9 protein-coding genes are annotated in these 11,834 nt (G+C 72.1%); 6 read left to right on the top strand and 3 right to left on the bottom strand.

Annotated elements, in window-relative coordinates:
* Positions 1 to 22: 22 nt before the first annotated feature.
* The 5 genes from FBY23_RS18720 to FBY23_RS18700 all read left to right on the top strand — a co-directional run bounded on the left by FBY23_RS18720 (position 23) and on the right by FBY23_RS18700 (position 7,232).
* Positions 23 to 1,621 carry an ABC transporter substrate-binding protein gene (locus FBY23_RS18720; protein ID WP_141799521.1) on the top strand — a complete coding sequence of 533 codons (1,599 nt, stop codon included), beginning with the start codon at positions 23 to 25 and terminating at the stop codon, positions 1,619 to 1,621.
* Entirely contained in the window at positions 1,609 to 3,072 is a 1,464-nt protein-coding gene (locus FBY23_RS18715; protein ID WP_141799520.1) for an MFS transporter, read from the top strand. The genes FBY23_RS18720 and FBY23_RS18715 overlap by 13 nt, the downstream gene beginning before the upstream one ends.
* Complete coding sequence (locus tag FBY23_RS18710; protein WP_141799519.1) at positions 3,072 to 4,721, top strand: AMP-binding protein; 1,650 nt, start codon at positions 3,072 to 3,074, stop codon at positions 4,719 to 4,721. Before FBY23_RS18715 ends, FBY23_RS18710 begins: the two co-directional genes overlap by 1 nt.
* Before the next feature lie 391 nt (positions 4,722 to 5,112).
* On the top strand, positions 5,113 to 6,732 hold the full coding sequence (locus tag FBY23_RS18705) for an ABC transporter substrate-binding protein (protein WP_141799518.1): 1,620 nt from the start codon (positions 5,113 to 5,115) through the stop codon (positions 6,730 to 6,732).
* 92 nt (positions 6,733 to 6,824) lie between these two features.
* The gene (locus FBY23_RS18700; protein WP_141799517.1) at positions 6,825 to 7,232 is read left to right on the top strand and encodes a nuclear transport factor 2 family protein; all 408 of its coding nucleotides are present in this window, start codon (positions 6,825 to 6,827) and stop codon (positions 7,230 to 7,232) included.
* Positions 7,233 to 7,235: 3 nt separating this feature from the next.
* Here FBY23_RS18700 and FBY23_RS18695 read toward each other — a convergent pair whose 3' ends face one another.
* On the bottom strand, positions 7,236 to 8,141 hold the full coding sequence (locus FBY23_RS18695; RefSeq protein WP_141799516.1) for a LysR family transcriptional regulator: 906 nt from the start codon (positions 8,139 to 8,141) through the stop codon (positions 7,236 to 7,238).
* A gap of 64 nt (positions 8,142 to 8,205) precedes the next feature.
* Here FBY23_RS18695 and FBY23_RS18690 point away from each other — a divergent pair, with 64 nt between their 5' ends.
* Positions 8,206 to 9,195 (top strand): EamA family transporter, encoded by a 990-nt coding sequence (locus FBY23_RS18690; RefSeq protein ID WP_260806086.1) that lies wholly within the window; start codon positions 8,206 to 8,208, stop codon positions 9,193 to 9,195.
* On the opposite strand, the gene FBY23_RS18685 is transcribed toward FBY23_RS18690, so the two are convergent.
* On the bottom strand, positions 9,119 to 9,901 hold the full coding sequence (locus tag FBY23_RS18685) for an NUDIX hydrolase (RefSeq protein ID WP_260806085.1): 783 nt from the start codon (positions 9,899 to 9,901) through the stop codon (positions 9,119 to 9,121). The two genes, FBY23_RS18690 and FBY23_RS18685, sit on opposite strands and share 77 nt — an antisense overlap.
* Before the next feature lie 4 nt (positions 9,902 to 9,905).
* Positions 9,906 to 11,831, bottom strand: a complete 1,926-nt coding sequence (glgB, locus tag FBY23_RS18680; protein ID WP_141799514.1) for a 1,4-alpha-glucan branching protein GlgB — start codon at positions 11,829 to 11,831, stop codon at positions 9,906 to 9,908.
* Between the last annotated feature and the right edge of the window lie 3 nt (positions 11,832 to 11,834).

The raw sequence follows: 11,834 nt of genomic DNA, 5'->3' as shown, positions 1-11,834 counted from the left end.
CCCCCAACAGAAGGAGATCGCCATGTCCATCCCCGTCCCGGGACTGCGTCGTACCGCAGCCGTCGTGGTGGCCGCGTCGCTGCTCGTGAGCGGCTGCGCCTCGCAGGAGGAGAAGAAGCCACGCGGCCAGGGCAAGGCCCTCGCCGAGGGCTTCCGCAATGTCGACGATGCCGGTGAGCCGGTCGACGGCGGCACCCTGACGTACGGCGCCTACACCGAGCCGACCTCGCTCGACCCGACCGTGACCATCGCCGCCGCGACCACGGGCGGCATCGAGATGGCGAACATCTATGACACGCTCCTGAACTTCGACCCGGACGAGCAGGAGTTCGTGCCGCGCCTGGCGAAGTCGATCGAGCACGACGCCGACTACACGACCTGGACCCTCACCCTGCGCGACGGGGTCACCTTCTCCGACGGCACCCCGCTCGACGCCGCGGCCGTGGTCTGGAGCCAGCAGCGGTACGCCACCGCGAAGGCGCCCGAGACCGCGCTGTGGGCCGGCAACGTCACCTCGGCCACCGCCACCGACGCGCACACCGTCACCTACGAGCTGGCGCGCCCGTGGCCGCTGTTCCCGGGCATCCTCAGCACCGGGCCCGGCATGGTCGTGGCCAAGTCGTCGGTGGGGGCCGACGGCAGCTTCACGCCCGTCGGCGCCGGCCCGTTCACGCTCGGCGAGTGGAAGCACGGCGAGTCCCTCGAGCTCGAGGCCCGCGACGACTACTGGGACGGTGCCCCCCGCCTCGACAGCGTGAAGATGGCCTTCCTCGGCGACCAGCGCACCAGCCTGGACTCGCTGGAGGGTGGCGACATCGACGCGGCCCTGGTCCGCGACCCCGACCTCGTCGACGAGGTGCTGGACAAGAAGCTGCCCGCATACGTCAACATGCGTGCTGCCAGCAACGTCGCCATCATCAACGCCTCCGAGGGCGCTGCCGGCCACGACGTCCGGGTCCGCAGGGCGATCGCCCTGGCTATCGACCCCGAGCTGATGCGGGAGCGGATGTTCGGCGGCACCGGCATCGCGTCCTCCGACCTGTTCCCCGACTACTCCGTGTGGCACACCGACGCGGCCGGGCTCGCGCCCGACCGCGCGGAGGCGACGAAGCTCGTCGAGGAGGCCAAGGCGGACGGCTGGGACGGCGTGATCAGGTACGTCGACGGGACCGACCCCGCGTCGCGGGCCGCCACCCAGGCGGTCAAGGCGTCGCTCGAGGCGGTCGGGATGACCCTCGACCCGAAGCCGGCGCGCACCATCTCCGAGCAGATCACCCGGATCGCCGTGGAGCGTGACTACGACCTGGCCGGCTGGAGCATCAACTTCGTCGAGGCCGACCCGTTCGCCCGGATGTACGCGACCATGCACAGCGGTGGCACCCAGACCTACGGGATGTACACCAGCCCGGCCATGGACGAGCACATCGCCGCGTTCCAGGCCGCCACCACGAAGGACGACCAGCTGAAGGCGATCACCGCCCTCCAGGAGCAGGTCAACGAGGACGTCCCGTTCGTCACCTTCGGGCCGTTCTCCGAGCTGAGCGTGTGGACCACGAAGGTCCACGGCATCACCGGCGGCGCGAACTCGATGATCCTGCTCGACGACGCGTGGGTCGACTGACCGCCCCCAGCGATGCCCGGGAGAGCCGCTGGATGCTCCCGGGCATCCTGCTGGTCACGACCGTCACCGGCGTCGTGGGCAGCCTCGGCACCCCGCTGGTCACGGGCATCGCCCGCACCGAGAGCGTCTCGCTGGTCACCGCCCAGTGGGCGATCACCGCCACCCTGGTGACCGCGGCCGTGGTGTGCCCGGTCGTCGGGCGGCTCGGTGCCGGGCGTCGCCGGCGGCCGGCGCTGCTCGGCTGCCTCGTGCTCGTCGTGGTGGGCACCGCGCTCGGCGCGCTCCCGCTCGGGTTCGTCCCGCTGCTGGCCGGCCGGATCCTGCAGGGCCTCGCGTTCGCGATCGTGCCGCTGGCGTTCTCGATCGCCCGCAGCGAGCTGCCCGAGGAGAAGGTCCGCGGCGCGGTGGCGGCGATCTCGGTCGCCAACGTCACCGCTGCCGGGCTCGGCTTCCCGGTCACCGCGTTCGTCGCGACCCTCGCCGGCACGAAGGGCGCCTTCGGCTGGGCGTGCGCGCTGGCCGCCGCCGCGCTGGTCGTGGCGCTGGTCGTCGTACCGGACAGCGACGAGGAGGCACCGCGCGGCGTCGACTGGCTCGGTGCGGTGCTCCTGAGCGCCGCCACCGCCGCGGTGCTGTTCGCCGTCACGCAGGCGAAGGCGTGGGGGACCACCTCGCCGCTGACGCTCGGGCTGCTCGGCGGCGGGCTGCTGGCGTACCTCGCCTGCGGCTGGTGGCTGCTGCGCGCGGAGCGGCCGCTGGTGGACCTGCGGGTGGCGGTGCGTCCCGGCGTGCTGGTCGCCAACGTGTGCGGGCTGCTCGCCGCGCTCGGCATGTTCGTGCTGCTGTCGCTGTCGATGATCCTCGTGCAGACCACCGGCGAGCACGGCTACGGGCTCGGCCGCTCGGTCGCCGTGGCCGGCCTGATGCTGACGCCGTACGCCGTCACCAGCGTGCTCGGCTCCCGGATCGCCCTGTGGCTGGGGAGGTTCGTGGCGTCCGACGTGCTGCTCGCCTGCGGCTGCCTGCTGTTCGCCGCCGCCAACCTCGCGCTCGCCCTCGGGCACGACGCGCTGTGGAAGGTCACCCTCGCCGTCGTGATCGGCGGCTTCGGCAGCGGGATGACGTTCAACTCGATGCCGTGGCTGATGGTGCGCTTCGTGCCGCCGGCGGAGACCGGCAGCGCGCTGAGCTTCAACCTGGTCCTGCGCTTCCTCGGCATGTCCACCGGGAGCGCGCTGGCACTGGCCGTGCTCGCCGGGTTCGCCGACAGCGGGCGACAGACGAGCGAGTCCGGCTTCGTCGCCGGCGGCCTGGCGGGAGCAGGCCTCTCGCTGCTCGCCGCCCTGACCTGCCTGGTCCTGGGGCGGACCCGGCAGGTCGACCCCGAACGATCCGAGAGACCCGAGACAATCGAGATGCCGACGCGACCGTCGGCCGAGGAGAGAGTGTGATGGAGACCTTCGCGCAGATCGTGGCGAGCCGGGCCGGCGACGACAAGACGGGCCTGATCTTCGAGGACCGGCAGTGGACCTGGGACGAGGTGGTCGGCGAGGGAGCCGTGCGTGCCGCGGCGCTCCGGGCCGCCGTACCGACCCCCGAGGGGCGCCAGGTCCACGTCGGGGTGCTGCTCGAGAACGTGCCCGACTACGTCTTCTGGATCGCCGCGGCCTCGCTCGCCGACGCCGTCGTGGTCGGCCTCAACGCCAGCCGCAGCGGCCCGGAGATCGCCCAGGACGCCCGGCACGCCGACGTCGACCTCGTGGTGACCGAAGGCCGCCTGCGGCACCTCGCGTCCGACCTCGATGGCCTGCGGGTGCTCGACGTCGACGACCGTGCGTACGACGAGTGGCTGGCGCCGTACCGCGGCGCACCGGTGCCCGACACCGCGGAGGTGCCCGGACCGGACCACCTCGCGATGCTGCTGTTCAGCTCCGGCTCGACCGGCGCCCCCAAGGCGGTCGTGGTGGGCCAGGGCCGGCTCGGCCGGCTCACCGAGGCGATCGTCGGCCGGGTCCGGATGCGCCGCGACTCGGTCACCTACCTGTGCATGCCGCTGTTCCACGGCAACGCCGTCATGATGAACCTCGCTCCCGCGATGGCCACCGGCGCCACGGTGACGATGACCCGCAAGTTCTCCGCGAGCGCGTTCGCCGACGACATTCACCGCCACGGCGCGACCTACGTCAACTACGTCGGCCGGGCGCTGTCCTACGTCCTGACCCGCCCCGAGGACCCGCGCGACCGCACCAGCACCCTGGAGCTGGCGTTCGGCACCGAGGCCTCCGAAGCCGATGTCGCCCGGTTCACCGAGCGTTTCGGCTGCGAGGTGATGGAGGGCTACGGCCTCAGTGAGGGCGTCTTCCGGATCAACCGCACGCCCGACACCCCCGTCGGCTCGCTCGGCCTGCCCGCCGGCGACGTCGACGTCCGGGTCCTCGACGAGGACACCGGGCAGGAGTGCCCCCGCGCGCGGTTCGACGCGCAGGGCCGCCTGGTCGACGGCGGCGCCGTCGGGCAGATGGTCGCCGTCGGCATGGCCGGTTCTTTCGAGGGCTACTACAAGAACCCGGGCGCGATGGCCGACCGGGTGCGCGGCGACGACTTCTGGTCCGGCGACCTCGCCTACCGCGACGAGGCGGGGTTCTTCTACTTCGCCGGCCGCTCCTCGGACTGGCTGCGCGTCGACAGCGAGAACTTCTCCGCCGCGCCGGTCGAGCGGGTCGTCCAGCGGCTGCCGTGGATCGCGGCCGCACCGGTGTTCGCAGTACCGGACCCGCGCACCGGCGACAGCGTCATGGTCGCCGTCGACCTCGAGCCCGGCGCCACCTTCGACCCCGTCGCGTTCGGGGAGCACCTCGCCGCCCAGCCGGACTTCGGCGCCAAGTGGTGGCCGGCGTACGTGCGTGTCGTCGACCGGATGCCGCTCACCGGGAGCGGCAAGATCGACAAGGCCCCGCTGCGCCGCGCGGCGTGGAACACCACCGATCCGGTGTGGGTGCGGGTGGGCCGGACCGCGCAGTTCCGGCTCCTCGACGACGACGGACGCGACGCCATCGAGAAGGAGTTCGTCGAGCAGGGACGCCAGGCGCTGCTGCCCTGAGGTGGTCGAGGAGGTCGCGCAGCGACTCCGGTGGTCGAGGAGGTCGCGCAGTGACTCCGGTGGTCGAGGAGGTCGCGCAGCGACCGTCTCGAGACCCCCTGCTGTGCTCTCGCCAACACTCCCCGGACCAGTCCCGGCAGCATCTCGCCTGGTCTCGTGACGCGCCGCGATCTCGCTTGCTTCGCGGCGCGAGCTCGCCGGCGCTCCTCGACCTCCTCGCTGACCAGCGTCCGTCCTCGTACCTCGGACGGGCGCTGCGCTCGGATGCCCGCTGAGTGGGAATCGCGCCGACTCGTCGGGCGGGCGTCTTCCTAGTGTGACGCCACGCACAGGCCACCGGGGGCCTGCAGGCGCCCGACAGCCCCAGTACGAGACCCACCTGGAGTGAACAGTGAAGACACGCATTTCCGTGCGCACGCGGATGGCCGCGGCCCTGTGTGCGACCGCTCTCGCCGCCACGGCCTGCGCCAGCAGCGACGACGGGGACAAGGACTCCTCCGGCGCCAGGACGTCGCCTCAGGACCTGTACAAGGACGGCCTCGTCAACCCGGAGAAGGACCCGGGGGAGCCCGTCGACGGTGGCACCCTGCGGATGGCGGAGTACTCCGAGGCGGTCGTCCTCGACCCCACGAAGACCTACCCGACCGGCTCGACCGGCCTCAACGTGATGGCGTCGATCTACGACACCCTGATGCGCTACAACCCCGAGACCAAGGGCTACGACCCGCAGCTGGCCGAGTCGCTCGCCAGCGACGACAACATCACCTGGACGCTCACTCTGCGCGACGGCGTGAAGTTCACCGACGGCACCGCCCTCGACGCCGACGCCGTCGTGGCCAGCATCCAGCGCTTCATCACCAACCGGGGCCTGCACGGCCAGATCCTGGGCGCCAACCTGAAGTCGATGGTCGCGACCGACAAGTCGACGGTCACCTTCACCTTCAACGGGGCATGGGCGCGCTTCCCCAGCCTGCTCGCGGCCGGGCCCGGCCTGATCCTGGCCCCCGCGGCGTACGCCGACCCGGCGAGCTTCAAGCCGATCGGTGCCGGTCCGTTCGTGCTGGAGAGCCAGGCGCCGGGCGAGAAGACCGTGGTGAAGGCCAACGAGGACTACTTCGGCGGGCGCCCGCACCTCGACAAGATCGAGTTCCTGCAGCTCGGCCCCGACCAGACCAAGCTGGAGTCCCTCGAGGCCGGTGAGGTCGACGCGGTCTACGTGTCGAGCGAGAAGGTCGTCAAGGACCTGGTCGCCAAGGGCTACGCCGGCAACATGAGCGCCGTCAGCGGTGTGCCGACCATCAACTTCAACCACCGCGAGGGCACGGCCACCGCCGACGTCCGGGTGCGCCAGGCGGTCGAGCTGGCCTTCGACGCCAACACCTTCCTCGAGCGCACCACCGGCAGCGACGTGCTCGCCGACCGTGGCCTGATGGGCGCCACGTCGATCTGGAAGACCGGCGTCGAGCCGGTCGAGACGGACCCGGCCGCGGCGAAGAAGCTGGTCGAGGAGGCCAAGGCCGACGGCTTCGACGGCAAGCTCCACTACGTCGGCCTCAGTGACGCCACGTCCAAGTCCGGCGCCGTGGCCATCAAGGCGATGCTCGACGCGGTCGGCTTCGACGTCCAGCTCGACCTGGTCTCCGCCGTGGGCGACGTCGTCAAGAAGGTGTACGTCGACGGCGACTTCGATCTCGCCCGCGGGTCCAACAGCATCCCGGACTCCGACCCGTACGCCGCCCTCGACACCGCGATGGACAGCACCTCGGGCGCCAACCCGGGCCGCTACGCCAGCCCGGAGATGGACGGCCTGCTCGCCGAGCTGCGCGCCGCCGACGGTCCCGAGGAGGGTGGCGCCACGCTCGCGAAGATCGAGGAGCTGTGGAAGAAGGACGCGGTCTACCTCAACGTCGGCTTCGGCGGCTTCCTCGAGGCGTGGAACGACAACGTGCACGGCATCACGCCCACCACGCAGACCGCGGTGCTGTTCGACGACGCGTGGCTCAGCAAGTGAGCTGACCCAGCCTCACCCCCAGCCTGACCCAGCCGGTGCCCTGGCCGCTCGTGCGACCGGGGCACCGGCGTTCTCATCGAGAGGAACCCACCATGGACGACCGCGCAGCACTGATCGAGCGCCTCGCCGAGATCGCCGCCGCCATCGACGGGCGCGACTGGAACACAGTGTCCGGCGCGTTCACCGCCGACGCCCACGGCTACGGCAAGGACGGCGGTCCCGCCGCCATCGTCGCGCAGATGCGCGCCCACCTCGACGGCGTCGGCCCGACCCAGCACCTGCTCGGCAACCACCGCGTCGAGGTCGACGGCGACCGGGCCCGCACCCTCACCTACGCACGCGTCCACCACGTCGGCGCCGGCCCGATGGAGGGCTCGTTCTACGAGTGCATGGGTGAGTACGACGACCGCTGGGTCCGCGACGGCGAGCGCTGGCTGCTCGCCCGGCGCACCTTCACGATCCGGATCGGACTGGGCGACTTCGCCGTGCTGCGCGGCTGAGGCTCAGCCGCCCGAGGGCCGCACTCCGTCGAACGCCGCGAGCACCGCGCGCACCGCGGGGGAGTCGGCCATCGTGCGCCGGTGCAGGGCGTCGACGAGGCGCACCGGCTCCGGATCGGCCACCGGTACGGCGACCAGGTCCTCGCCGAGCGCCGCCCGCCCCATCCGCGGCACCAGTGCGACGCCGAGCCCGGCCCGCACGAGGGCGAGGTGGGACTCGAACTCCGCGGACACGTGGGCGATGCGTGGCGGACGTCCGGTGCCGTCGTACATCCGCGAGAGCCACTGACGGCAGATCGTGCCCTCGGGCGTGGCGATCCAGCCGATGTCCACGAGATCGTGCGGCGTCACCGTGCGCCGGGTCGCGAGCGGGTCGTCGCGGTGCACGATCAGGTCGGCCACGTCGCCGTGGAGAGGTGTGGCGAGGACGTGGTCGGGTACGGCGAGCGCCACCCCGCCCCACCGGTGCACGATCCCGAGCTCGACCTGGCCGCTGGCGACCAGCTCGACGACGTCCCACGGCTCGGCCTCGCGCAGGGTGAGCGTCAGGCCGGGGTGGGCGTCGTGCAGGCTGCGGGCGATCGGCGCGACCAGGCCGCGCATCGCCGTGGAGAAGGCGGCCAGCCGGATCCGGCCGGCGACCACACCGGCCCGCTCCTGCAGCGAGGCCTCGAGCTGCTCGAGGTCGGCGAGGACCTGCTCGCCGGCGTCGACGAGGTGCTGGCCGTGGCTGGTGAGCATCACCCCGCGGCCGACCCGCTCGAGCAGCGGGGCGCCGGTCTGCTTCTCCAGCCGCTTGACCTGCTGGGAGATGGCGCTGGGGGTGTACCCGGTCGCCGCGGCCGCCCCGACCACCGAGCCGTGGGTGGCCACGGCGCGGAGTCCGGCGAGCGCGTCCAGATCGATCATGCAGGAACGCTACATCGTCTGCGCCAGATCTGTTTGCTGGTGCTTCAAGGTCGCGGGCGGGACGATGGACGACGTGAGCCGCCGTGACCAGTCCCTCGCCGCCCTGGTGGCCGTGATCTGGGGCTTCAACTTCGTCGTCATCGACTGGGGGATGGGCGAGGTTCCGCCGCTGCTGTTCCTTGCGGCGCGCTTCCTCGCCGTGGTCGTCCCGGCGGTGTTCCTGCTCGACCCGCCGCCCGTGCCGTGGCGCACCGTCGCCGCGGTCGGGACGTTCATGTCGCTGGGCCAGTTCGCGTTCCTGTACGTCGCCATGGACGCCGGGATGCCGCCCGGGCTGGCCGGGCTGGTGCTCCAGGCGCAGGTGGTGCTCACCATCCTCATCGCCGCTGCCGTGCTGCGTGAGCGGCCGACCCGCCCGCAGGTGCTCGGCGTGGTGCTGGGCGTCGCCGGGCTGGTCGTGGTCGGCCTGGGCCGCGGCGGTCACGTCCCCGCGGTGGCGCTGCTGCTGTGCCTGTCGGCCGCCCTGATGTGGGCGATCGGCAACGTCGTCTCGCGCGCCTCGGGCGCCACGGGCGGGCTGTCGCTGACCGTGTGGTCGGCGCTCGTCGTACCCGTCCCGCTGGTGCTGCTCTCCCTGGTCGTCGACGGCCCGGCCGCGGTCGCGGACGGCCTCGGCGCCTTCGGCTGGCGGGCGGCGGTCTCCACGCTCTACACCGCCGGCCTCGCCTCGCTGGTCGGCTACGGGATCTTCAACACCCTGCTCTCACGCAACCCCTCGGCCGCGGTGGTGCCCTGGATCCTGCTCGTCCCGCCGGTCGCGATCGGATCGGCGTGGGCGCTGCTCGACGAGGTCCCGGCGCCGGCCGAGCTGGTCGGGGGAGCGGTGCTGGTGCTCGGGGTTGCCGTGTCAGCGCGCCCCATGCGAATTGGTCGCGATCGGGGCGATTCTGCGACCAATTCGGATGGGGCGCCGGTGGTCAGCGCCCCGACTCGGTGTACGCCGGACCCGTCCCGGCCAGGCTCGCCAGGGCAGCCCGCACCCGCCGGGCGGTGAAGTCGGCCGCCCGCTCGTCGATCTCGGCGAGGGTGAGGAAGTCGGCCGTCTTGATCTCGCGTGGCTGCGGGACGACCTGCTGCACGATCGAGGCGGGGTGCACGCCGCCGTCGAAGACCAGGCACAGGGCGTCGTCCCAGCCGCCCCACGGCGGGAGCCAGTCGGTGAGCAGCAGCGCTCCGGCATCGATCGTGAGGTCGAGCTCCTCCTCGACCTCACGGGCGACCGCGACCCGCGGCGACTCGCCGACCTCGACCACGCCGCCGGGCAGGTCCCAGTCGGTCTTGTAGGTCAGGTTGCACATGAGCACCCGCGGCTCGGAACCGTCGGACCCGTCGCAGTCGCGCACCAGCATCTGGCCGATCCCGCGCTTGCGCGGCAGGAACGAGTTGAGCAGTGCACGGAACCCGCCCGGCTCGTGGACCGGCACGTCGTCGACCAGCCGTGCGTAGACCACCACGTCGCCCGCGCGACCGCGCTGCACGCCCTCACGCCGCATCCCCGACCAGGTCGCGATCCGCTGCGCCTCGGCGTCGTCGATGGCGACCTTCACCTCGACCCGCTCGTGGTCGGTGAGGGCCTCGGCCACCTGGCGGCGTACGACGTCGACCGCGGCCTGCCAGCCGCGCTCGGTCAGGTCAGAGGTCCAGGTCAGCCGGGCGACGCCGTCGTCGACGGTGGCGTGGCTGATCTCGGACTCGGGCACGCGCTCACCCTACGGGTGAGCGCAACCAGAGAGTGGCGAGAGGGGGCACCACGAGGTCGGCGTACGCCGGGCTTCCGCCCGGCGCGCCCGACTCGAGCGGACCTGCCGCCCGTGCGTGGACCACGCCGAGGTTGCCGACCCCGCTGCCGCCGTAGGTCGTCGCGTCGGTGTTGAGCAGCTCGGCCCACTCGCCTTCGACCGGGAGGCCGAGCCGGTAGTCGTGGGGGACCGCGGCGAAGTTGGTGACGCAGACCAGGTCGGGCGTGCCGGCGTCACCGGAGCGGCGCACGAACGAGAAGACGTTGTGGCCGGCGTCCTGGGCGTCGATCCAGCCGAAACCGGCGGGGTCGTTGTCGAGGCGCCACAGCGCGGGCTCCTCGCGGTAGCGGGCGTTGAGGTCGCGCACGAAGTCGCGGAACGCGGCGTGGTCGGGCTTCTGGAGCAGCCACCAGTCGAGCTCGCGGGCCTCTGCCCACTCGGTCTCCTGGGCGAGCTCGGTGCCCATCATCACGAGCTGCTTGCCGGGGTGGGCCCACATGTAGGCGAGGTAGGCGCGCAGCGTGGCGAGCTGCTGCCAGCGGTCGCCGGGCATCTTGCGCACCAGCGAGCCCTTGCCGTGGACCACCTCGTCGTGGCTGAGCGGGAGCACGTAGTTCTCGGAGAACGCGTAGGCGAGCGAGAACGCCATCTCTCCGTGGTGGTAGGAGCGGTGGATCGGGTCGTGCGCGAGGTAGCGCAGGCTGTCGTGCATCCAGCCCATGTTCCACTTGAACCCGAACCCGAGCCCGCCGCCCGACGTCGCGCCGGTCACGCCCGGCCACGCGGTCGACTCCTCGGCGATGGTGACGATGCCGGGCACGCGCTTGTACGCCGTCGCGTTCAGCTCCTGCAGCAGCTGGACCGCCTCGAGGTGCTCGTGGCCGCCGTACCTGTTGGGCGTCCACTCGCCGTCCTTGCGGCCGTAGTCGAGGTAGAGCATCGACGCGACACCGTCGACGCGCAGACCGTCGACGTGGAACTCCTCGAGCCAGTACAGCGCGTTGGCGACGAGGAAGTTGCGGACCTCGGGGCGGCCGAAGTCGAAGATGTGGGAGCCCCACTCCGGGTGCCAGCCGCGCCGCGGGTCCGGGTGCTCGTAGAGCGGGGTCCCGTCGAAGCGCACCAGCGCCCAGTCGTCGGTCGCGAAGTGCCCGGGCACCCAGTCGAGGATCACCGCGATGCCCGCGCCGTGCAGGGCGTCGACGAGGCGGCGGAAGCCGTCGGGGTCGCCGAAGCGGGCGTCGGGGGCGAAGTAGCCGGTGACGTGGTAGCCCCAGGAGCCGCCGAACGGGTGCTGCATGACCGGCATCAGCTCGACGTGGGTGAAGCCGAGGTCGGCGAGGTACGCCGGGAGGTCGGCGGCCAGCTCGTCGTACGACCAGAAGGAGCCGTCGGGGTGGCGCTTCCACGAGCCGAGGTGGAGCTCGTAGGTCGCCATCGGCTCGTTGACCGGCTGCCGGGCGGCACGCGCGGCGAGCCAGGCGTCGTCGGTCCAGGTGTGGGTACTGGAGAACACGCGCGAGGCGGTCGCGGGTGGCGCCTCCGCATGGAAGGCCATCGGGTCGGCCTTGTGCCGCCACAGACCGTCGGCACCCTCGACGACGTACTTGTAGGACGCGCCGGACCCGACGCCCGGGACGAACAGCTCCCACAGTCCGCTGCCGATCGTGTGCAGCCGGTGGGCGTTGCCGTCCCAGCCGTTGAAGTCCCCGACCACGCTGACGTTGCGGGCGTTGGGGGCCCAGACCACGAAGCTGGTGCCTGGCTCCGGCTCCTCGCGGACGTGGGCACCGAGGACGTGCCACAGGAGCTCGTGCCGGCCTTCACCGATCAGGTGAAGGTCGACCTCGCCGACGGAGGTTCCGGAGGTGCTGCGCGGGACGGGCGGCATCTC

Origin of the sequence: Nocardioides sp. SLBN-35 (assembly GCF_006715725.1) — a bacterium.
Taxonomy (GTDB): Bacteria; Actinomycetota; Actinomycetes; order Propionibacteriales; family Nocardioidaceae; genus Nocardioides.
This window is presented reverse-complemented; position numbering and strand designations above follow the sequence as displayed.

Bases quoted from the DNA above. Each gene is read 5' to 3' on its own strand.
- FBY23_RS18720 (WP_141799521.1), top strand. From the start codon at position 23: ATGTCCATCCCCGTCCCGGGACTGCGTCGTACCGCAGCCGTCGTGGTG.
- FBY23_RS18710 (WP_141799519.1), top strand. From the start codon at position 3,072: ATGGAGACCTTCGCGCAGATCGTGGCGAGCCGGGCCGGCGACGACAAG.
- FBY23_RS18700 (WP_141799517.1), top strand. From the start codon at position 6,825: ATGGACGACCGCGCAGCACTGATCGAGCGCCTCGCCGAGATCGCCGCC.
- FBY23_RS18695 (WP_141799516.1), bottom strand. From the start codon at position 8,141: ATGATCGATCTGGACGCGCTCGCCGGACTCCGCGCCGTGGCCACCCAC.
- FBY23_RS18690 (WP_260806086.1), top strand. From the start codon at position 8,206: ATGGACGACGTGAGCCGCCGTGACCAGTCCCTCGCCGCCCTGGTGGCC.
- glgB (WP_141799514.1), bottom strand. From the start codon at position 11,831: ATGCCGCCCGTCCCGCGCAGCACCTCCGGAACCTCCGTCGGCGAGGTC.